19 protein-coding genes are annotated in these 22,926 nt (G+C 38.8%); 4 read left to right on the top strand and 15 right to left on the bottom strand.

The window, feature by feature from the left end; genetic code table 11:
• Nucleotides 1-293: 293 nt before the first annotated feature.
• The 5 genes from ACFS5O_RS05850 to ACFS5O_RS05830 form a co-directional block, all read right to left on the bottom strand.
• On the bottom strand, nucleotides 294-2,114 hold the full coding sequence (locus tag ACFS5O_RS05850) for a polysaccharide biosynthesis protein (protein WP_318300114.1): 1,821 nt from the start codon (nucleotides 2,112-2,114) through the stop codon (nucleotides 294-296).
• A gap of 118 nt (nucleotides 2,115-2,232) precedes the next feature.
• Nucleotides 2,233-3,117 carry a UTP--glucose-1-phosphate uridylyltransferase GalU gene (gene galU, locus ACFS5O_RS05845; RefSeq protein WP_205725061.1) on the bottom strand — a complete coding sequence of 295 codons (885 nt, stop codon included), beginning with the start codon at nucleotides 3,115-3,117 and terminating at the stop codon, nucleotides 2,233-2,235.
• A 24-nt stretch (nucleotides 3,118-3,141) separates the two neighbouring features.
• Nucleotides 3,142-3,909, bottom strand: coding sequence for a tyrosine-protein phosphatase (locus ACFS5O_RS05840; protein ID WP_205725060.1), 768 nt, complete (start codon nucleotides 3,907-3,909; stop codon nucleotides 3,142-3,144).
• 161 nt (nucleotides 3,910-4,070) lie between these two features.
• Nucleotides 4,071-4,772 (bottom strand): CpsD/CapB family tyrosine-protein kinase, encoded by a 702-nt coding sequence (locus tag ACFS5O_RS05835; RefSeq protein WP_318300113.1) that lies wholly within the window; start codon nucleotides 4,770-4,772, stop codon nucleotides 4,071-4,073.
• Nucleotides 4,762-5,511: a YveK family protein gene (locus ACFS5O_RS05830; RefSeq protein ID WP_205725059.1), complete on the bottom strand. Its 750-nt coding sequence runs from the start codon at nucleotides 5,509-5,511 to the stop codon at nucleotides 4,762-4,764. Before ACFS5O_RS05830 ends, ACFS5O_RS05835 begins: the two co-directional genes overlap by 11 nt.
• 231 nt (nucleotides 5,512-5,742) lie before the next feature.
• On the opposite strand from ACFS5O_RS05830, the gene ACFS5O_RS05825 reads away from it, so the two are divergent.
• Nucleotides 5,743-6,633 (top strand): LCP family glycopolymer transferase, encoded by an 891-nt coding sequence (locus ACFS5O_RS05825; RefSeq protein WP_318300112.1) that lies wholly within the window; start codon nucleotides 5,743-5,745, stop codon nucleotides 6,631-6,633.
• A gap of 235 nt (nucleotides 6,634-6,868) precedes the next feature.
• Nucleotides 6,869-7,171, top strand: coding sequence for a DUF3846 domain-containing protein (locus ACFS5O_RS05820; RefSeq protein WP_205725058.1), 303 nt, complete (start codon nucleotides 6,869-6,871; stop codon nucleotides 7,169-7,171).
• 238 nt (nucleotides 7,172-7,409) lie between these two features.
• Here ACFS5O_RS05820 and galU (ACFS5O_RS05815) read toward each other — a convergent pair whose 3' ends face one another.
• Nucleotides 7,410-8,300 (bottom strand): UTP--glucose-1-phosphate uridylyltransferase GalU, encoded by an 891-nt coding sequence (gene galU, locus ACFS5O_RS05815; protein ID WP_205725057.1) that lies wholly within the window; start codon nucleotides 8,298-8,300, stop codon nucleotides 7,410-7,412.
• Between the two features lie 379 nt (nucleotides 8,301-8,679).
• On the opposite strand from galU (ACFS5O_RS05815), the gene ACFS5O_RS05810 reads away from it, so the two are divergent.
• Nucleotides 8,680-9,546, top strand: a complete 867-nt coding sequence (locus ACFS5O_RS05810) for an SDR family oxidoreductase (protein ID WP_205725056.1) — start codon at nucleotides 8,680-8,682, stop codon at nucleotides 9,544-9,546.
• Nucleotides 9,547-9,857: 311 nt separating this feature from the next.
• On the opposite strand, the gene ACFS5O_RS05805 is transcribed toward ACFS5O_RS05810, so the two are convergent.
• Nucleotides 9,858-12,170 (bottom strand): glycerophosphodiester phosphodiesterase family protein, encoded by a 2,313-nt coding sequence (locus ACFS5O_RS05805; RefSeq protein ID WP_205725055.1) that lies wholly within the window; start codon nucleotides 12,168-12,170, stop codon nucleotides 9,858-9,860.
• 178 nt (nucleotides 12,171-12,348) lie between these two features.
• On the opposite strand from ACFS5O_RS05805, the gene ACFS5O_RS05800 reads away from it, so the two are divergent.
• The gene (locus ACFS5O_RS05800; RefSeq protein ID WP_205725054.1) at nucleotides 12,349-12,912 is read left to right on the top strand and encodes a glycerol-3-phosphate responsive antiterminator; all 564 of its coding nucleotides are present in this window, start codon (nucleotides 12,349-12,351) and stop codon (nucleotides 12,910-12,912) included.
• On the opposite strand, the gene ACFS5O_RS05795 is transcribed toward ACFS5O_RS05800, so the two are convergent.
• From ACFS5O_RS05795 to ACFS5O_RS05760, 8 genes are all read right to left on the bottom strand, one after another.
• Complete coding sequence (locus ACFS5O_RS05795; RefSeq protein ID WP_205725053.1) at nucleotides 12,907-13,683, bottom strand: HAD-IIA family hydrolase; 777 nt, start codon at nucleotides 13,681-13,683, stop codon at nucleotides 12,907-12,909. The genes ACFS5O_RS05800 and ACFS5O_RS05795 overlap by 6 nt on opposite strands.
• A 22-nt stretch (nucleotides 13,684-13,705) precedes the next feature.
• On the bottom strand, nucleotides 13,706-15,406 hold the full coding sequence (locus tag ACFS5O_RS05790; protein WP_205725052.1) for an ABC transporter permease: 1,701 nt from the start codon (nucleotides 15,404-15,406) through the stop codon (nucleotides 13,706-13,708).
• Nucleotides 15,403-16,533, bottom strand: a complete 1,131-nt coding sequence (locus ACFS5O_RS05785) for an ABC transporter ATP-binding protein (protein ID WP_205725051.1) — start codon at nucleotides 16,531-16,533, stop codon at nucleotides 15,403-15,405. Before ACFS5O_RS05785 ends, ACFS5O_RS05790 begins: the two co-directional genes overlap by 4 nt.
• Before the next feature lie 22 nt (nucleotides 16,534-16,555).
• Complete coding sequence (locus ACFS5O_RS05780) at nucleotides 16,556-17,590, bottom strand: ABC transporter substrate-binding protein (protein WP_205725050.1); 1,035 nt, start codon at nucleotides 17,588-17,590, stop codon at nucleotides 16,556-16,558.
• A gap of 254 nt (nucleotides 17,591-17,844) precedes the next feature.
• On the bottom strand, nucleotides 17,845-18,993 hold the full coding sequence (gene wecB / locus ACFS5O_RS05775) for a non-hydrolyzing UDP-N-acetylglucosamine 2-epimerase (RefSeq protein WP_205725049.1): 1,149 nt from the start codon (nucleotides 18,991-18,993) through the stop codon (nucleotides 17,845-17,847).
• 23 nt (nucleotides 18,994-19,016) lie between these two features.
• Entirely contained in the window at nucleotides 19,017-20,687 is a 1,671-nt protein-coding gene (gene tagH, locus ACFS5O_RS05770; RefSeq protein ID WP_205725048.1) for a teichoic acids export ABC transporter ATP-binding subunit TagH, read from the bottom strand.
• Nucleotides 20,688-20,698: 11 nt separating this feature from the next.
• Nucleotides 20,699-21,508 (bottom strand): ABC transporter permease, encoded by an 810-nt coding sequence (locus ACFS5O_RS05765; protein ID WP_205725047.1) that lies wholly within the window; start codon nucleotides 21,506-21,508, stop codon nucleotides 20,699-20,701.
• Complete coding sequence (locus ACFS5O_RS05760; protein ID WP_205725046.1) at nucleotides 21,505-22,782, bottom strand: nucleotide sugar dehydrogenase; 1,278 nt, start codon at nucleotides 22,780-22,782, stop codon at nucleotides 21,505-21,507. The genes ACFS5O_RS05765 and ACFS5O_RS05760 overlap by 4 nt, the downstream gene beginning before the upstream one ends.
• Nucleotides 22,783-22,926: the final 144 nt, after the last annotated feature.

The following is a 22,926-nucleotide window of genomic DNA, read 5'->3' as shown; positions in this document are numbered from 1 at the left end:
TCGCTTAATTAAAGTTTTGTTAATTTAGTTTGTTAGGACTTAACTGGAATCCATTAAACTCTCTTTCCAATCAACTACTGACCCACTAAATATTTGTTTCATTAATTATGCAGAACTACAATGCAAATTATTTCCGAGCACTTCAAATCGTGTTTCTTCCTATTATATAGCCCTTTTTTATCACTTTTTTTTAACCTCAATCCATAAAAATTAAAAACTAATTACCGTTATTCACTTCCTCCACTTACAAACATACAAGCGGGCCCCTTACAAAAAGAGACCCTCTTAAATTTTTAATTAACATTCTTTACTAACTGCCGCTCTTTCTTATTAGCCAATCCCAATACATACTCCGACAAATAACCACCATCAAACGACTGATGATTCTCAATAAGATTAGCTACCCTCTCATAATTAAACTCTACAGTCTTCCCAATAAAAATCTTAGGAAAAACCTCTTTCTTATGAACCTCATTCTCACCTAGAAGCTCTTCATACATCTTCTCGCCAGGTCTTATTCCCGCAAACTTAATCCCAATCTCATCAGTGGTATAACCCGAAAGATGAATAAGGTTCTTAGCCAAATCTACAATCTTAACCGGTTCTCCCATATCCAACACAAAGATTTCTCCACCACGAGCCAACGCACCCGCTTGCATAACCAATCGTGAAGCTTCTGGAATCGTCATGAAGTAGCGAGTCATGTCAGGATGAGTAACCGTAACAGGTCCACCGGATTCAATTTGTTTTTTAAACAATGGAATAACGGATCCGCGGCTTCCTAACACATTTCCGAATCGGACAGCTACATAATTAGTCTCGCTCGTCTTATCTAATTGCTGAATAACCATTTCTGCTATTCGTTTTGTTGATCCCATTACATTCGTAGGGTTAACGGCTTTATCCGTTGAAACAAGCACAAACGTCTTTATTCCGAACATATCTGCAGCTTCAGCCACATTTTTTGTTCCGATTACATTGTTCTTAACCGCTTCTTTCGGGTTATACTCCATTAACGGAACATGCTTATGAGCTGCTGCATGATAAATCACATCTGGTGCATGGACACTCATTACTTCAAACATTCGGTCACGGTCTTGTACATCAGCTATAATAGGAATAATTTCAAAATCTTTACCGTGTCTGTTTCGTAATTCCATGTCAATTTGATAGATGGAGTTTTCACCATGTCCTAATAATAGAAGCTTTTTTGGTTTGAACTTGCTTACTTGTCGACAGATTTCTGATCCAATTGAACCGCCTGCACCTGTAACGAGTATGGTTTTTCCTGTGATCTTCTTAGAGATACTCTCCATATCAAGTTGAACAGGCTCTCTACCTAAGAGATCTTCAACTTGTACTTCACGGAATTGGTTCACCGACACTTTTCCTGATACCAGGTCTTCAATCATTGGCATAATTTGTGTTTTTGCATTTGTTTTGCTACACTCTTGATAGATTTTTTGAATCTCTTTTTTGCTGAGTGATGGAATAGCAATGATGATGTTTTCGATATTAAGTTTTTCTACTAGTTCTGGTATGTCTATTGTTTTTCCGAATACCGTTACTCCATAGATTTGTAGATTCCTTTTTTTCGGATCGTCATCTACAAATCCAACAGGCATCAGTTCCGTATCCCGACTTTTTATTAACTGACGAACTAACATAGATCCTGCTGATCCAGCTCCTATGATTAAAGCCCGTTTCTTATCTGTATTTGTGTTGAAAAATAGATCTCTATAGATCCTCCAGGAGAAACGAGAGCCACCAATAAGAATGATATGTAGCATCCAAGTTATACCGAGTACTCGTACATACACGTTTCCGTTTATGAAAAACTGAACAACAGCAGCTACTATTATAGATAGCGTTACAGCTCTCATGATTCCTAGCATTTCCCCTACACTCGCATATTCCCAAGCTTTTTGATACAATCGATATCGAAAAGCAAATAGATGATGACTGGCTAACAAGGTAACAGAGCTAATGACGAGCATATTAAAGGTATAGATATTGAAATAAGGGTGGAGCGTGTAATACCCTACATAAATAGCCGTTAACACAATTAACGAATCTAGTAGAATCAACATCGACACTCGCTTTTGATAGCTCAATACAATCCCTTCTTTTCATTGTTATTTAATGTTCATAGAAAAACCTAAGAAAAATAGATATTTTTCTTAGGTATTAAATTTTTATTAACCAATGTTCTGATTTCTTTAACTCAAGTAGTTAGCCACTTACCTTCATTTGCTCCAATAGTCGTTCTAACTCTGGTACAAGTTGCTTACTTATCTCTTGATCCTTAAGAGCAAATTCAAGCGTTGTTGTAATAAATCCAAGTTTTTCACCAACATCATATCGCTGCCCCTCAAAGTCATAAGCAAACACTCTTTGGTATTTGTTTAACTTCTGGATTGCATCTGTCAGCTGAATTTCTCCACCAGCACCCGTTTCCTGCTCTTCTAAATAAGTGAAGATCTCAGGTGTTAAGATATAACGGCCCATAATCGCTAAGTTAGAGGGAGCTGTTCCTTTTACTGGCTTCTCAACAAAGTTCTTTACACCGTACAGATTATTAAAAGAACTTATCGGATCGATGATTCCATAGCGATGTGTCTGGTCTTCAGGTACTTGCTGTACACCGATGATAGATGCTGTTGTTTCTTCATAGCGTTCAATTAATTGTTTAAGACATGGCTTGTCTGCTTGGACGATGTCATCCCCTAGTAGTACAGCGAACGGCTCATCTCCAATAAATTTTTTTGCGCAATTTACAGCATGACCCAAACCTTTTGGTTCTTTCTGACGAATATAATGGATATCGACTAAATTTGAAGTGTGCTTGACCTTCTCAAGCAGCTCTAATTTACCCTTTTCAAACAGGTTCTGTTCGAGTTCGAAAGCATGGTCAAAATGATCCTCGATCGCTCGTTTCCCTTTACCTGTTACAATGATGATGTCTTCAATGCCCGATGCAACGGCTTCTTCAACGATGTATTGAATCGTTGGCTTATCTACAATCGGCAGCATTTCTTTTGGCATGGCTTTTGTTGCCGGCAGAAATCGGGTCCCTAATCCTGCTGCCGGTATGATGGCCTTTTTAACTTTTTTCATTGTTTGTGGTTGTCCCCCTTCAGATTAAAAAATACCTAGGAATTTCTTTTTTCGTATATGCAAAGGTTGCGGTACATAAATACTTTCACCTCTTAGCACATGCTCTGCGTTTTCTTGCAGATAATATCTGGTGTCTGTCCCATGCTGTTTTTGAATCATTTCATAAGCTCGGCTTAGATGAAAACCCCGACTATTTATATTGTGCGCATCTGACGCGATGAAATGTACCATATTTGCTTTAATTAAATCGTTCGAAAATTGCGAAATCTTTTTTCCGAAGTTCCCCACAACTGAACTTGCTGTAACTTGAGTTAGTGCCCCGGTGACGACTAAATCGTATAACAGATCTGGGTTTTCTATCATTTCACTATTACGCTCTGGATGAACAATAATGGGTTGGTAGTTTCTGAGACTTAGTTCAAAAAGTATTTCTGCGGCATATGATGGGACACTGCTCGAAGGAAGTTCAACAAGTAAATATTTTAACTTCTGATGTAATGGTATAAGTATTCCACGGTCAAGATCCGAAATCATTTCTTTATTCATACGAATCTCTTGTCCGGCGATGATCTGAAGCGGTATATTTCTCGTTGTTAATTCACCATTTAAAATATCAACTTCATGAAGAATCGAACACCTATCATTCTCGTATCTTCCATTCCGATGATGTGGTGTTGCATACAGATGGGTAATCCCTTCTTTTACTGCAGCATTCGCCATTGCAAGTGATTCTTCTAACGTTTGAGCCCCGTCGTCAATTCCCGGCAATATGTGACTATGTATGTCAATCAAATGAGTTCCACCTTTATCGTGACTATAGAACTAGCAGTCTTTCTTACTAGTTCTATCGGCTTAATTCTGGAAACCTATCGCTATATTAACATAGCTACCAAATATTACAATAGGGTTTTTTTGTCGAATTGTGTATATATTTGGTAATTATAAAAACTAATTTATTTTGTGCCGTAATAGTAATAATAGTTATCTTTTTTGAACTCTTTTCCGTTTAATACTGTTCCAAGCAATCTTGCTTGTGCATGTTCAAGCATTTCCTTCGCTTTAACCGCTCCTTCAATTTCTGTCTTCCCACTTGAAATCACAAGAAGAACTCCATCCACTTTATTCGATAAGACTTGTCCATCCGTTACAGCTAACACTGGCGGGGTGTCGAATAATACATAATCATATAGCGCGCTCGCCTCTTCAATTAATTGATTCATAGACTTAGAAGCAAGCAGTTCAGAAGGATTTGGCGGAACTGGACCACTTGGTAATACATCAAGATCCGGAACTTTCGTCATAACGGCCGTTTCATGTAAGCTTTTTTGCCTCGCGAGTACATTTGTTACCCCATAGATATTACTTACTTTAAATGTATAGTGAACAGTCGGTTTACGAAGATCTCCATCTATCAATAGAACACGTTTTCCTTGTTGTGCAAGAACGACGGCTAAGTTAGCAGCTGTTGTAGACTTTCCTTCTCCAGGTCCGGCTGATGTTACCATCAGTGTTTTAAATTCTTTGTCGACAGAAGCAAACTGTATGTTTGTTCGAATCGTACGATATTGCTCTGAAATGGGTGACTTAGGGTTTATATGACTAATTAAACTTCTTTGTGTTAAGTCTTGTATTGTTTTTCGTAGTTTACGAGCCAATGGTTTCACTCCCCATTCTATTTCTTGCTGAAGCTTTTTTAGAAAGCGGTGCTTTTTCATCATCTACCGTAATTTTAGGAATGACACCCAGTACAGGTAATTGCAGAACTTTTTGAATGTCTTCCTCAGTTTTAATGGTGTTATCTAAATACTCGAGGAGAAACGCTATTCCAACTCCGGCCATTAATCCAACGACTAATGCAATCGCAATATTTAATAAAGGTTTTGGTTTAATCGGGGACGGATCATCTTTTAATACAGAAGGAGAAAGAATCTTCACGTTATCCACGTTCATGATCTCAGTGATCTCCGTACTAAATGTCTTTGCTATACCGTTTGCTATCTTTACCGCTTTCGCAGGATCTTCGTCCTCAACCATAAGATTAAAGACTTGAGCGTTTTGTTCACTATTAACGGTAATCTTATTTGTTAGTGCTTCCGTTGTTGTATTTAAGTTTAATTCTTGTATGACTTTATCAAGAATGGTAGGACTTTTGATAATGACACGATATGTGTTAATGATATCTATGTTGGATTTAATCTGATTGGCGTCTAATATAGGTTGTTCGCTAGTTTTCTGATTTACGAGGATCTGTGTTGAAGCCTGATAGATTGGAGTTAAAAAAAAGTAAGATATTACTCCACTTAAAGCTACTGCAACCGCAGTAATAATGATGATTAAAGAAAGCCGTTTCTTAAGGGTTTCGGCAATTTCTTTTAACGAAATGGTTTCTTCCATATATACCTCCAAATGTAAATTTATAGTTTAATAATTCGATGTATTATAGCACATATATCGGTATAGATATGTATTTTTTTATGAAAATTTGAAAAAAATGGTCTTATTTTAACAATATACTAACATAATGTCACTGTAGTAAAATTGATAGTTAAATTAGAATATTCAAAGTAAGTTATCGCATGATATACTTCATAAGAGATAGAATCTAACAGGAAAGTAGCGAAGAAGATGAAAAGAATATTGCTAATTATTGGGATAATAGTCGGGATTACCGCTTTAGGCTTAGGTGGATATGGCTACTATTTATACGATTCCGCGAAAAATGCTGTAAATGATATGCAAGAAAAAGTTGAGATGGATAACCCTAAACCTGTTATACAAGGTAAAGATCTTAAGCCTATATCTATCCTTCTATTAGGCGTAGATGAACGAAAAGGTGACAGTGGACGTTCTGACACGATGATTGTGGCTTCTGTTAATCCAAACACAGAAAAAATGTTTATGTTTAGCATTCCACGTGATACGCGAACAGAGATAATCGGTAGAGGTTATGAAGATAAGATTAACCACGCTTATGCTTTCGGTGGAACACAGATGGCATTAGACACCGTTGAGAAATTCTTAGATTCTCCTATTGATTATTATGTAAAAGTAAATATGGAATCTTTCCGTGATATTGTAGACGCGGTTGGGGGAGTAGAAGTAAATAATCCGCGGGCTTTTGAATACGAAGGAAACTCCTTTCCAGTTGGCGTACAAGAATTAAACGGAAAAGAAGCATTGTCTTATTCTCGTATGAGATATGAAGACCCTAAAGGTGACTTAGGCCGTAATGACCGCCAACGACAAGTGATCACATCCATTATTGATAAAGGTGCACGAGTCACTTCTATCACAAAGTTTGATAACATTCTCTCTATTTTGGGAGACAATGTAAAAACAAACATGACTTTTGACGAGATGAAAAATATCCAGAAAAATTATAAAAATGCTAGAAATCAAATTGAGTCAACAGAGATTAAGAGCTCTGGAAAGAAGATCGACGGCGTTTATTACGGCATTGTCAATGATACTGAGCGCGCGCGCATTCAAACACTATTGAAAGAAAACTTAGAATAATAGGCCTTTAGAACCAATTCTTGCAAAGAGTTGGTTCTTTCATATATTTTTATGGAATTGTATTTCATATAGCTAAATCATGATTAAATATAAGGCGGATGCCACTCTAATACTTTCTTACTAAAATAAGTATTTTTGGAACATTTCGACAAAACTCACCATTTTACACCCCTTACCAATTTTGTAGGCTTATGATACCATGATTAAAGTATGATTTACTAAAGGAGGTACTTCATTGTCTACCATTTCTGTACTTATGGTTGAGCCCTCTAAGCGTCCGTCCATAATTTCAATTGATAATGATCTAAAAGTATTTGAAAACATTGTAAATGGTCCACTCGATATGCAGCCATTCTATCGCTCACCCTTTAAGATGGTCTGTAATGTGGATAGCGGATACGAACTTACATATGGAAAGAAAAAACCACAAGACAGCTTTTTCATCGTAAAACATGATGGCGATTTCCAAAGTCTAGATCGGGCTGAAGCTGAGGAAGTTCGCGATTATTTAAAAGACCGAATGAAAAAGTGGAAATAGTAAAAAGCCTTGCAAAATATGCAGGCTTTTTTGTTTTGTTACTTTTAATTGAATTATATTAACAGCTTTGTGAAATCTAGTGAGAGAAGCTTTCTGAGCCCGTGGTAGGATTATTCGTCCAACCAATTATAGCGAGGATTGGATTGATACGCTGCATGCTCACTCCTCTTTTCGGCACTAAACATTTTATACATAAAAAAACCGCTTTACAGCCCCTAGAGGCGTAAAACGGTTGTTTTTATTTAGGACGTACATCAGCTTTTGAGGCATGAACGATTTCAGTTAAGTAATTTAATAAGTCGTATTTAAGATCATCTCGTTGAAGAGCAAAATCAAGGGTAGTTTGTATAAAACCTAATTTTTCTCCAACATCATATCGAGTGCCTTCAAAATCATACGCATATACGTTCTCTTTTTGATTGAGAGTTGCGATCGCATCCGTCAGTTGAATCTCGCCTCCTGTACCAGGTTGTTGATTCTCCAATATGTCAAATATTTGAGGCGTAAGGATATAGCGGCCCATGATTGCAACATTTGAAGGTGACTCTTGTTGCTTCGGCTTTTCAACAAGGTGACTAATTTCATATAAACGATCGTTTAATTGTTTTCCATCAACAATTCCATATCGTGATACTTGGTTCTCTGGAACTTGCTGAACCCCAATAATGGATGAGTTATGCACGTTATATTGCTGAATCAACTGTGCTAAACAAGGCGTATCCGATTGAACAATATCATCACCAAGTAATACCGCAAACGGTTCGTTGCCGATGAACTTTCGTGCACACCAAATGGCATGACCTAATCCCTTTGGTTCTTTTTGTCGAATATAATGAATATCTGCGAGTTTAGAAGGTTTCTGTACTTCTTCTAGAAGACCCAGTTTTCCTTTTTGAAAAAGGTTTTGTTCCAACTCATAAGAATAGTCAAAATGATCTTCAATCGCCCTTTTTCCCTTACCCGTTACGATGATAATATCTTCTATACCCGAGCGTACTGCTTCTTCAACGATATATTGGATGGTCGGTTTGTCCACGATAGGTAGCATTTCTTTCGGCATGGCTTTGGTGGCTGGCAAGAACCGTGTACCCAAACCTGCAGCAGGGATGATCGCCTTCTTAACCTTCATATAGTGAGCTCCTTTTTATCGAATTCCACTTAGCTCTTCTTATTATATCGTACCCCCTACCCTTTACATTCCCTGTTTATCGAATATTCACTTCTTTTTTACAATTCATATGCAATTCTTCGAAAAATCATACTTGGCATCTCCACCCTAACATCTACGACAAGCGTCTAAGGTTAGTTAGTACACGAACCCACAATATGATTGAGCTCCTTCATTGTTAACGATATGAAGGGATAGTTCTTTATAAATAACGAAACAACTGTTTTACTTATAAAAAAAATCGTAGAGAATGTATAAAATACAGTGGGAATGTTTATTCAGTTGTGAGTTGGGAATGGTAATTTTAGTAGAATAAAATTTAAAAGGAGTGCTTGCAAAAATGTCTAATCAAAATCATCCAACAGGACAACCCGCTCAGCATCAAAACCAACAACCTGGTGTAGAATCTGAAATGACTCCAAAACCACAATCAGAAAATCCTACATACAAAGGAAGTGGAAAGTTAAAAGGGAAATCAACATTGATTACTGGTGGAGATAATGGAATTGGTAAAGCAGTAGCAATCGCTTATGCCAAAGAAGGAGCAAATGTCGCGATTGTTTATCTAGAAGAATCTCAAGATGCGGAAGAAACAAAAAAGCAAGTGGAAGAAGAAGGCGTGAAGTGCTTGTTAATTCGAGGCGACATTGGAGATGAATCGTTTTGCGATCAAGCGGTTCGTGATGTAGTGGGATCGTTCGGCGGACTGGATGTATTGGTGAACAATGCGGCCGAGCAGCATCCACAACAAAATTTTGAGGACATTACAGCTCAGCAACTCGAGAAAACATTCCGCACAAACATTTTCAGCATGTTTCATTTAACGAAAGCTGCCCTTCCACATTTGAATCAAGGAAGTACGATTATTAACACAGCTTCGATTACCGCATATCAAGGTCATCCAGAACTAATTGATTATGCTTCAACGAAAGGTGCTATTGTGTCATTTACCCGTTCGTTGTCGAATAACCTTGTTAAGAAAGGAATTCGTGTGAATGGTGTTGCGCCTGGTCCGATCTGGACACCGCTTATCCCTTCTACGTTCACGGCTGATAAAGTAGAACAGTTCGGTAAAGATACACCAATGGGCCGACCTGGCCAGCCAGAAGAACTCGCACCAGCGTATGTGTATCTAGCAAGTGAAGATTCTTCTTATGTATCTGGGCAGATGATTCATATTAATGGTGGTAAAGTAGTAAATGGTTGATAAACTGTAGCTTTTATCAATACTGTTTAAATAAATCTAGATGAAATGGACTTTGGGAATGAAAAATTTTCCGTTACAAGTACATTTGTAAGGTATTACGGCTCAGGTGAATAAATTACCTGAGCCTCCCTTATAAAAGCGAATTCTATCTAGAAATATCTTTTTTCCGATACATGTTTTTATATTTATTTTCACATTCTCTCACGATTACATGTGTTTCACACAGTTGTGCTTAAATTCCACCTACAATATAAAATCTATAAAAAAGAGCTAGCACCTTATAATAAAAGGGCCAACTCCTTACTTTTACTCTATTTCACAGTCACTTCGATCGGCTCAGAGACCAAATTCCACTCTTCGCCTAACATTTCAAACGTATGTTTAACGAAAACTTGTGCTTTACCTGGCGCAACAGCTTCAACTGTATTCCCATTAACACGCACGACATCGTTATCATCAGCCACGAAAAGTTCAGTCTCGATATTTTCGCGCTGATCCACGCGATAACTCACCTTTGCTTTTGCATTTACCGTGTGTTCTTTTCCTACATTCAGGTTAAGCTTCTTTAAAGGAGTTTCCAGTTGAATCGGTGACGCAGTTAACCATTGTGTATAGTCTGTAATCGGCCCAATTAAACCTTGCTTTAGCTTGTCCACAAACGGTGCCTCTGCTCTAAACGTCCAGTGCATGCTCATCTGTCCGCGCTGACGCATGTATTTGATGAACTCTGCGTATACCGTTCCATAGCTAGCATTCAGCGTCACATCATTGCTCGTCCCATAGTCAACCATCTTCTTGGCGTTCTTTAGTTTTGCATCATATGTTCCCGGTACAGAGGCAGAGAAAAGATACCCAATCGGCAGCTCTGGCGCAATCTCATTCATCAGCTGCATGCTGTCTAGATAAAAGCTCTGCATCGAAACTTGATCCATCATGCCTTCACTTTTAATCTCGTCGATCACTTGCTGCTCGATGCCATGGTCTTTTAGTTCAACTAAAAGCACGACATCTTTGCCTTTAAATGCTTGTAAAAACTCTTTAAACGTCGGTACTTTTTCACCTGCAAACTTCTCATCATACTTCACTCCAGCATCGAGCGAACGAATTTCCTCTAACGTTAACTGATCAACCGCTCCAGTTCCGTTCGTCGTTCGATCAACTGTGTTATCGTGCATAATGACAAGATGTCCATCCTTCGTGATCTGCACATCCGTTTCAATCTGATCAGCACCTAGATCGTATGCCATGCGATAGCCAACCATTGTGTTCTCTGGTGCCAGTGATGGAACACCGCGGTGAGCAGCAACAATCGGACGCTGAATAATCGTTCTTTCAGGATATTGGCTGAACGCAGTAACCGCATTTCTAGGCTGGTTCGTTACAATTCCATCCACACCAAGGTGTAACATCTTGTGTGTATCGGCCATCGTGTCACCGCCAACACCCCAAACCGAAACCATCCGGTTGTGCAGGTAATAGATGTTATCCGCTGTAAGATTCTTTAACGGAATCATCACCATCTTACTACCACTCTCGTGAACGTCTTCCACGATCTGCTGCAAGTCATGCTTGTTTAGTGCGCTTTTATCATAAACAAGTCCACCGCGAATTTTTGGGTTTATCTCTTTAATAGCTTTAATAATTTCTGTGTTGCTTGAAACAATTTGTACATCGGTTGTGGACGTCTCGTTTAAAGCTGCAACTACTGATTCTTCTATTCCAGTCTCTTCAATATGTAAAACTGGAATCTTCTTCGCTTTAAGCTTATTTAACTGGTCTTTTAACAGTTTTCCGTTACTGTACAAACTACCATCTCTATTTTCCACTTGTAATAAGGCGGATGCGGTCTGGTCATTGTAAGAAGTAACACCAGGTCCTTCAATTAAAGTCGGTGCGTTAATCATGTTTGTTGGTGCCTCTTCTGGGAGGAGGGCTCCTGAACTCGGCACCGGTGGCAGTTCACCGCTAAATGAAGTTAATTTAACATTATCGTATTGTACTGTAGAACCTTGTGCTTGAAATCCAATATCACCATTCTGCCATTTAGATGCTCCAGCAGTATCGACAACAAGTTCTCCATTCACAAACTGCTGCACACGATTTTTACTAGCAATTACTTTCAGATGATAACTTTTGTTATATGAGAAGTCCTCTTTGTAAAAGTTGGTTTCGGTAACATTCCATGCGTTCTTCTCTGTACGTTCTGCAAACTCCATCCCATTAAGCGCGGTCGTACCACGTCTTATTGCAAACTGATAATAAGGATAGTTCTCGTTTTGTACACGATACATGATTGATGCCCACCGTGTATTTTCTACAGCTGATACAAAAGTCATGTCCGCTTCAAACACGTAGTTTCCATTGTTATCATCTGCAAGAGGAACCACCACTCGTGCAGGTTTGTTCGTTGCCGGTGAACTCAATACGAGTTTCCCATCCTGCACCTTTCCTTGTCCTTCAAGCACTTTCCAGCCATTCGGAAGCGCTCCGTTACTTATACCATTAAAAGATTCGTTTACAATAACCGTGTCATTCGCTTTTACCGGACTTGCTACTTGTGGAACTACAAGACTTAGTGCTAAGGCAGACGTTACAACTAAATGACGTAATGAATGAGTTTTCACGTTACTAAACACCCTCCTGAAATAATAGTTTGTGAAACACTGAGCAAAAAGACCTAGTTCACCTCCTTTAAAAACTTTAAATAAGTCATCGGTACCGTGCATTTCTTCTAACATATGGTAAACTTTTCATAGAGAAATAGTATAAATATTCAAAAAATGAATACGGGGTGGGAAGGATATGGAACTTGTTAATATGGTAGAATCACAGATTATCGCATCCATTAAAGATCAGAAAGATATTGATAAAGCGATTAAAAGTTCAGCGAACATCGCTTTTCTTTTAACAGGGGACATCTCAACTGTTGAAAATTATATTAATCAGCTTCGTGAAGCAGGTATGTATATTTTCATTCATCTGGACTTTATGGAGGGCTTGTCCAATTCCAGAAGTGCTGTTAAATATATTGCGGACGTATTAAAACCAACCGGCATCATCACTACAAAAATCAACATGATCAAATATGCGAAAGAAGAAGGACTCATCACGATTCAGCGAATCTTCTTAATCGATCGTGCTGCCATACAAAAAGGCATTGAGATGGTCAAATCGTGTAAGCCAGATGCTGTAGAAGTGTTGCCTGGATTGATGCCGAAAGTGATTGACCAGCTGTCCCGCCAGCTCAAGCTTCCTCTCATTGTTGGCGGACTGATCCAAGAGAAAGAGGATATTCTGTTAGCACTTGAAGCTGGAGCGCTCGCTGTGTCGTCAGGAGACCCTCGTATGTGGAAATTCGATCTATAGATTTACTACCTCTTTAATACTATCAAGAACATAGGACGGCTTGTATAAAGATTTTGTTAACATTTCTTGATTTGTCACACCTGTCATCACTAGTACAGACTGCAATCCATTCTCAATTCCCATGCGGATATCGGTCTCAAGCCGGTCACCGACCATGTAGCATTGAGAAGGATCTAGTTTCAGAACTTGCGAAACGACATACTCAGCCATCCATTTGGAAGGTTTTCCTGTAATTGACTCAATCCTCTGACCGGTCACACCTTCTAGAGCTCCGATCATGGCACCACAGTCTGGAATCTCCCCACCAAGTACGGGACAGGTTCGGTCTGGATTCGTCGCAATAATCGTCGCTTTGTTGAGCCAAGCTTGGAAAGCTAGATTGATTTTTTCATAGCTAAACTGACGATCCCAGCCGAGTACGACGAATTTCGCTTGCTTTGCGTCATACGTGATTGGGATGCCTTCGTCTTCTAGTTCTTCTAAGAGCGGCTGCTCACCGATCACAAGTGCTGCTTCTCCAGTCTCTAATGCTTCTTTTAAATATTTTGCAGTAATGAAGTTTGAGTTAATCACTTCATCCAACTCTACTTCAATACCTAGCTTTCGAAGTTTTTGTACATAATCCATGCGGGTTGATATAGATTTGTTCGTTAAATATACGACCTTATCTCCCCGCTGTTTGAGGGCGGCGATTGCCTCTGCCGCTCCCTCAATCATCACTTCATCTAAATAAACCGTTCCATCCAAATCAAAAATAAACCCTTTAGTCAATGTTCTTCCTCCACCATCCATCTTATAGTTGATTTTTTGAAATGCGGTTTGCTATCGCTTGCAGAATTAATACGATTATGACAAGAACGACCGACATCGCCGCTGCTGTGTAATATTCACCGCGCAGAATGTTCTGGAATATGGCTAGACTCATCGGTGCCCAGTCTGCAGGCGCTAATAATATAGATATACTCGTTTCTTTAATAACGGTGATAAAAACAAGAATGGATCCGGCGGCGATTCCTGGAAGCATCAATGGCCCTATGATTGTAATCGCTGCTGTTAAAGGTGTTGCCCCTAAGTTAACCGCTGCTTCTTCAATGTCTTGCTTGATCGCACGCATCGTACCCATCGTCGAACGAACCATATACGGAAGTCTTCTGATCGTATAAGCGACAATCAATAAGAGTGCCGTTCCTGTCAGGTGAAGAGGTGCTGTGTTAAACGTTTGGATGAGTGCGATACCAAACGCGATACCTGGAACTACGAGTGGAATCGACGTCATAAAATCAAGTTTAGAAGAGTTCTGTCTGACAACAAAATACGAAACGAATGTCGCGATGATCACACTTAGGATTAAAGCGCCAAGCGCAAGGACGATCGAGTTCTGGATGTTGCCCATCGAACTTGTAAAAATGGTTTGATAGTGTGATAGCGTGTAACCGTTCGGAAGGGGATTCTTTCCCCACGTTGTCGCAAGAGATTGGAGCACGATCGATAACATCGCAAGCAAGGGAATGATCACAATCGCTAAAGAATAAACAGACAACGTGCGCGTTAATCCTTTTGCATCATTTAGCTTCTGTTGCTTCGGTTTTCCTGAAACAGATCCATAGTTCTTTCCTTTTGTAAAAAGGTGCTGCAGCCAGAAGAAGAACGCTGCGACGAGTACCATGATGACAGTAAGAATCGCCGCCCCACCCCAGTTGAAAAACCCTGCAATCTCACGGTATGCCTCAACAACAAGCAAGTTCAGATCTTTAGGGGCAAGAATGATTGGCGTCCCAAAATCTGAGAACGAAACGGTAAAGATTAAGAGTGCACTTGAGATCACACCCGGAATCGCGAGTGGAAACGTGACAAAAATGAACGTGAACCAATTTCTTGCACCTAAGTTCAGCGACGCTTCCTCAAGCGAGATGTCACTCACTTTAAACGCTGCCACCATCGGCCAAAGAGCGTACGGAAAAAAGAAGAAAACTTGGACGAGTATAATTCCAGCCATCGAGTACGGATCGAGCAGCATCCCTTCCCCGCCAAGAGAATTGTAGATATACGTCACCCAGCCGGCGCGGCCAAACATGATGATGATCGCATAAGCTGAAATAAACGTTGGAACGATCAGAGGTATCGTACATAGTGCTGCGATGGTCCTTTTGAACGGCATCGTCGTACGCGCTATACCATAAGCGATCGGTATACACATCACGATGACGATCAATGAGACGAGAATGGCGAGCTCTAAGCTATTTTGAACTGCTGAAAAATACGTTTTGTTTGTAAAAATCTTTTCGTAGTTATCAAATGACGCTGAACTGAACTTTTCAATGGTTGATTGTAAGATGTTTGAATTGGTGATCGAACCGAGCAGATTGATAGGTTGACCTGTGAAACTAACTAAGAATACAGAAACAAGAGGAAGCAACAAGAAAACACCAAAGAAAAGATAGATCAACACTTTTACAAGGGTGAGTCCGTTAAAAGAGCTGAGACGGTTCTTCATATTAACAACACCCTCTCAGGATCGATGGTTAGCTGCACCTTCTCTCCTTCTGTTAGGATTGCCTCGCCTGGAACAAACGTTGTATCCACAACTAGTTGGTATTCTTCTACTTTTATGTCGTACCGAACGATGGAACCAAGGTAAGTGGAAACGAGAACGGTTCCTTCAATCATGTTGGTTAACTCATCAGAACTGATCGTTCCAGGTTTAAACGCTTTAATATTTTCTGGACGAACGATCACGTTTACTTCTTTTTGCTCGACATGGTTTGTTGACTTAATCAGAAAGCCATGGCCTTTTACGACCGAATAGCCATTTTCTTGACCGACAACCGTACCCTTTAAGACGTTTGATGTCCCGACAAAATTTGCGATAAACGGTGTGGAAGGTCTGCTATAGAGCTCGATTGGCGTACCAATCTGCTTCACTTCCCCGCTATCCATAACCGCAACTCTGTCTGCCATACTCATTGCTTCTTCCTGGTCATGTGTAACAAAAATGGTTGTGATCCCAAGATCCTGTTGAATGCGGCGGATCGTGTTACGCATCGAGTGACGTAGCTTTTGATCAAGGTTCGACAACGGTTCATCCATTAAAAGAACAGCCGGTTCCATAACAAGTGCTCTAGCCAGTGCCACACGCTGCTGCTGACCGCCAGACAGTTCACTTGTGAGGCGAGTCGCGTGCTTATCAAGTTCCACGTATTGGAGGATTTCCATTACCTTTTGTTCGATCGGCTTCGGATACTTACCTAATTTTCGGTTAAGAAGCCGTAAATAGATCGGAAGCTTAGCCGCCATATTGCTTGAGTTGAGTTGTTTAATGTTTAAGCTGTATGCAACGTTTTCAAACACGTTCATATGTGGAAATAGCGCATAGCTCTGAAAGACCATTCCACAGTTTCTTTTATTCGGAGGAATATGGTTTACTTTTGTCTCTCCGATTTGAATAATTCCTGATGTTGGTTGTTCAAACCCTGCAATGCAGCGCATCGTTGTCGTTTTGCCGCAACCTGATGGTCCAAGAAGAGCGAAGAACTCGCCCTCTTGGATATCCAGGTTTACGTTTTTTAAGGCATGAACACCTGAAAACTCTTTTGTTAGCTCTGAAACTTTGACTGAACCCATTCTCGACCACCCCTAATGTGTATTACTGAAATTTCTCTTTCCACTCGTTCCTTACACGGTCATAGTTCTCATTCACCCAATTGATATCTAGATCTACGGCATGAGATTTTACTTTTTCAAGTGTAAGAGGTGTTTTGGATTCCACATCTGGATTGATCGGGATATGGTACCAGTTTGCTAGAATTTGTTGACCCTCTTTTGATAATAAGAAATCAATTAACTTCTTTCCGCCTTCAGGATTCGGACCGCCTTCAACGATAGACACTGGGTTAACTAGGATCGGCGTCTTATCCGGTACTACAAAGTCCACACTCTCTCCTTTTGCTTTCTGCTCGTATGCCATGAAGTCGAATCCTACACCAATGTGCGCTTCACCCATAGATACTGCTTTTGTTGGAGCAGAGCCTGAATCTGGCATGGAGTTTGCTTGGTCTACTAGCTTCTTAAAGTAGTCCCAGCCTTCTGCCTCACCGCGCTCCATCATTTGGTTCAATACCATAAGCGTTGCTGTCCCTGATGCTGCCGGATTGGAGAACTGAATCTTCCCTTTCCATTTTGGATCAAGCAGGTCATCCCAAGTCTTTGGCGCTTCTTCCGCTTTTACAAGGTCCGTGTTATAAGCAAAACCGAGTACAAACACTTCAACACCAACATACTTCCCATCTTCATGCTTCACTTTAATTCCGTCTTCCACCGTATCCCAATCTTTTGCAAAGTCAGGAATGTATTTTCCGATAATCCCTTTATCTACAGCCGCTTCAAACGGAAGGATCCCTCCCCCTCCATACCAAACATCGCCTTGAGGATTATCTTTTTCCGCCATCATACGGTTAACGAGTACGTTCGTACCTGCATACTGAACGTTAACAGAACCATCATGAAGCTCTTCAAATTTTTGTCCGAGTTCCTTTGTCATATCAGGAGTCTCAGGAGAGTAGAATGTAATTTCCCCTTTTCCATCTCCTCCACCAGAATCTTGATCACCCGCACATGCTGTGAGTAAGAGTATACTCATCATCAAAAATACAGAAGTAAAAATTGAAAAAGACCTTTTCATCATTCAACCCCCTATAAGTTTATGATCGATTTTTCGGCAAAGAAAAAAGAGAAGAAACACCAATGTAAACCCTTTCAAAAGAAAGGATTACAAATTGGGTTTCTTCTCATGGTCTCTTCCCGTCCATATTCGATTACTATCATTATACAAAATTATCTGAATTTTACAACCAGTTTGTCATAAAAAATTTACAATCAGTTATCGATTATAACAAAAAAGAGCTAACTTCATTGTTAGAAGTTAGCTCCTACCTATTAAACATTCACATAAAAAGTTTCTGGACGCTCGCTATTTTTCTCAAAATGATAAAGGATCGCTTCAACAATACGACGTGATGCTTCACCATCACCATACGGATTAGAAGCTTGAGACATTCTTGTATACTCATCTTCATCTGTTAGCAATTCTTTAGCTAAAGAATAAATATCTTCTTCTTCCGTTCCAGCTAACTTCAATGTACCAGCTTGGATACCTTCTGGACGTTCTGTCGTATCGCGAAGAACCAATACCGGTACTCCTAATGAAGGCGCTTCTTCTTGTACTCCGCCACTGTCAGTCAAGATGATATGAGCGCGAGATGCAAAGTTATGGAAATCAACAACGCCTAGTGGTTCAATCAAATGGATCCGAGGATCATTCGCTAAAATCTCATCCGCAGTTTCTCTTACAACTGGATTTAAATGTACAGGGTATACAACTTGAATGTCATCATGCTCTTCCACTAATCGTTTGATAGCACGGAACATGTTACGCATCGGTTCACCAAGGTTTTCACGGCGATGAGCTGTAAGTAAGATAAGACGATCTTCACCTAACTTCTCAAGAACTTCATGGCGATAATCTTCTTCAACAGTTGTTTTCAAAGCATCGATAGCTGTATTCCCTGTTACGAAGATGTGATCACCAGACTTTTTCTCATCTAGAAGATTTCGAGCTGCAATATCAGTAGGTGCAAAATGAAGATCTGCCATTACTCCTGTTAATTGACGGTTCATTTCTTCTGGATATGGTGAGAATTTGTTCCATGTACGTAGTCCAGCCTCAACGTGGCCTACAGCAATTTGGTTATAAAAAGCTGCTAAGCTCGCAACGAATGTCGTTGTCGTATCACCATGAACTAAAACGATGTCCGGCTTCACCTCTTTCATCACACGATCTAGACCTTCTAGTGCTCGGCTTGTTACTTCGATAAGCGTCTGACGATCTTTCATAATGTTTAAATCATGATCAGGTGTGATTCCAAAAATCTCAAGAACTTGATCCAACATTTGACGATGCTGAGCGGTTACCGTAACAATAGATTCTACTTCTTCATGTTTTTCTAGTTCAAGTACAAGCGGTGCCATCTTAATCGCTTCTGGCCTCGTCCCAAAGATCGTCATTACTTTTAATTTTGTAGCCATTCTAATTGAATACCCCTTTTTGTTTATTTATTCAGTTTGCTAAAAGAAAATGATGTTACTGAATTATCCCTTGAATCAACATTCATCTTGATCATCATATTGTCTGTTTTTGCAAAGTATAGATCTTCTACATCTTTTGTTATTTTAATCGAGCTAAACAACTGTAAGAATGGTTCGGCATTTGTGTAAACATTGGTCAGCACCAATTCAGCCAATTGATCCGATTTGACGATCAACATAGCATCAGACGTAGTAATCACCGTTGCATTATTATCTAGTTCTGTTTCGTTTTGAATAGCATCTACAATTTTCGAACGATCAAAAGACCCGTTGAATAGTGAAGTTACTTCCTCATAACTGACAGGTAAATTCCGCTCTTCTAAATACGTTTCAAAAGTTGAGAAGTCCTCAAGAGTAGGAATATCTTTGTTCTTAAGCGTTTGTGCAACCGAAGAACTTACCCAAGATTCGGATTCACCTGTAATATCCAACTGTAACCACGTCATGTCTTCTCCTGGGTCTTCAATCGATTGTTTAATAGAATACACATCACCAAAAATCCCCTGGCCAACGATTTTACTGTCAAGGCTAGCTTCATTACGAATGTTGATGAAATCCTTACTAATAACAGCGACCTCAATCTCAGGTTCCACTGGTTTTTTCTTGTCTTCAGTAGGTTTTGGTTTCTTTTTTTCTTGTGTTTTTTCAGTATTTTTACTTCCATCGAAAAGAGAGTTTTCCATAACCTTTGCTTTTACTTGATCGATATTAGGGTGAGAAACGGTTAAGAAAGCATTCAATACTAATGCAGATAACAGAAATCCGATACCAACTAGCTGCTTGACATCTTTCTTTTTTCTTTCTTTTTGCTTTCTTCGAAGTCTTGGTTTGTTATCAGAGGCTTCGCCTTTTTCAATTTTATTAAGTTCTTCTTTTTTATATTTTGTACGTTCAGATGTCGAGAGCGCATTATAAGTCTTTAAAAACTTAACATAATTACCTACAACTTCATTTACTTCTCCGTACTCTTTTACTGTGCCATAATGCAGCCACAATGCTTTATCACAAAATTTCTTAATCTGACTTGCAGAATGACTGATAAAAAAGATAGTTTTCCCGCTATCTTTAAACTCATTTATCTTGTTTAAACATTTGTTGGTAAACGTAGAATCCCCAACAGATAGTGCTTCATCAATCACTAATATATCGGGATCTATGTTAATTGAAATTGCAAAACCTAATCGAGCCTTCATTCCACTGGAATATGTTTTTACAGGCTGGTCAATAAAGTCACCTATCTCTGCAAATTCAATTACATCAGGTACGATATTCTTGATCTGTTCCTTAGTTAAACCAAGCATTAATCCTTTCAGTTCAATATTCTCTAATCCGGTTAGTTGGACATTAAGTCCTGAAGAAATAGCAATTAATGAAGCTTGTCCCTTTATTTGAACTTTTCCTTGTGTAGGGATGGTAACACCAGAGATTAAATTAGAAAGTGTGCTTTTTCCTGCACCATTTAATCCTATTACTCCTACGATTTCACCTTTTTGTACGCTAAAGGAAACGTCTCTAAGGGCATAATGATAGTCACCTGATTCTTTCCAGGTGACTAAGTCCTTAAATCGTTCTGATGACTTATGATACTTTTTAAATTTTTTAGTTACACCGTCAAATTTGACTGTTGTATTCATGTGTATCACCTTTACAGACTATCAACAAATTGTTTTCTGAACTTCACGTGTAAAAAAGCACCAATAAAGAAAAGAACAAGTACTACATTCCAATAATATAATGTATTGTAGCTAATGATTGTATCAGTATCCCCAAATAAGAGAAGTTCTCGATAACCGTTAACTACATAATAAAAGGGATTTAAATAGAACATGACTTTAAAAAAATATGGTAACTCATTAAGATTAGGAACCCAAAGTATTGGTGTTAAGTAAAATAGCATTCGTACAATAGACTGAATTAATATATTTACATCACGAACTAAAGTAGATAGCGTAGATGTAATTAAAGCTATAGCTACAAGTAAAAAAATTGCAGCTACAGTAAAATATATAACTAAAAACAGGTTTAACGAAACAAGCCCTATTGAAGAAATTATCGTTAAAATAAGTAGCAACAGAAGAATAAGATGGTTATATAACTGTGCTGTAACTGTATATGTGGGAACAATACTTAACGGAAAATTCATCTTTGAAACAGTGTTTAATTTGGAATAAATTGAATTTGATCCATTAGTTATAGCCTTGCTAATAAAAAACCAAGGAACAATTCCGCTTATTAACCAAATAAAGTAAGGAACGCCGTTAACCGGCGCTCCACCTCTAATTCCTAAACCAAAAACCAACCAATATACTAAGATTTGAATTAAAGGGTTTAAAATAACCCATATATTACCTAGCATAGTAGCAGAGTAAGTATTCTTCAAATCATATAAGGATAGCCTTGATATTAAATATTTATTTTGAAGATGTTCCTTCAAAATAATTAAAGCTGATTTCATACTAATGCCACTTTTTCCTCTTTCTGTTTATAAAGGTTCCCAAAATTAATCATTTCAGCTTTTTCAAACTTTCCTAGAACACAGTTTCGTGTATCAAAAACTTTAGGAGAACGCATATAACTAGCTAATTTATCATAATCTAAAGTTTTGAATTCATCATGATCAGTCAAAATTAGTACTAAATCAGCACCTGTTACAGCTTCCTCTGCACTTACAAACTCATGATATTCTGAAACTACATGAGGATCATGAATGGCAACATTAAACTCAGCAGTTAATAAATTTATAACATCCATTGCTGGACTTTCTCGCATATCATCTACATTACCTTTATATGTTACTCCAAAGGCAGCAATTCGAGGATTTGGAACATCACTAACCATCATCTTCACGCTTTCAACAACGTATTGTGGCATAGATACGTTCGTGTCACGAGATAACTTAATGATATTTGCAAGTTCAGGTGCTTTTGCCACAATAAAGTATGGATCTACTGCTAAACAGTGACCACCAACTCCTGGTCCTGGTGAGTGTAAGTTTACACGTGGATGCTTATTAGCCATCTCTATAACATCTAAAACATTAATATCTAGAGAATTACACACTTTAGCAAGTTCATTTGCAAGTGCAATGTTTACGTCACGGAATGTATTTTCCATTAACTTAGACATTTCTGCGGTCTTAGCATCCGTCTTGATAATTTCACCTTCTACAAAAAGGTTGTAAACTTCTGCACCCGCTTGCGCGCATGCTTCAGTTACACCACCAACAATACGGTTGTTGTGAACTAATTCATGCATGATTTGCCCAGGAAGTACGCGCTCTGGGCAGTGAACAAGGAAAATATCCTCGCCTACTTTAAAACCAGCTTCTTCTACTAAAGGCTTAACGTAGTCATCCATACTGCGTGGAGCAATCGTAGATTCTACAATAATTACATTTCCTTTTTTAACTAATGGTAGAACCGACTGAGTTGCAGTTAAAACGTAAGTTAAATCACAAGATTTATGTTCGTCATCTAAGTTTGGTGTAGGAACTGCAATAATGAACGCATCAGCTTCTTCTGGAATTAAAGATGCTCTAAAATTACCACTTTCTACTACACTTTTAACAACTTCTCCAAGACCTGGCTCTTCAATGTGAATTTCTCCACGATTTAATTTATCTACTACTTCTGGAAATAAATCAACACCTACTACTTCTGCACCATATTTTGCAAACATGGCTGAAGTTGGTAAACCAATATATCCAAGACCCATTGTACAAATTTTCATTAAGTAATTTCCTCCAATTAACTTTCTTGAAATAATTTAGCCGGTATATTATATTGTATAATTTAGCTCGATTTTTGTTAAATGTTGTAACTAACATTTAATATTAAAACAGATAACTGATTGAAAGTCTAGTACTCTATTACA

This window comes from Fictibacillus nanhaiensis, assembly GCF_042686385.1.
Classification (GTDB): domain Bacteria; phylum Bacillota; class Bacilli; order Bacillales; family Fictibacillaceae; genus Fictibacillus; species Fictibacillus nanhaiensis.
This window is presented reverse-complemented; position numbering and strand designations above follow the sequence as displayed.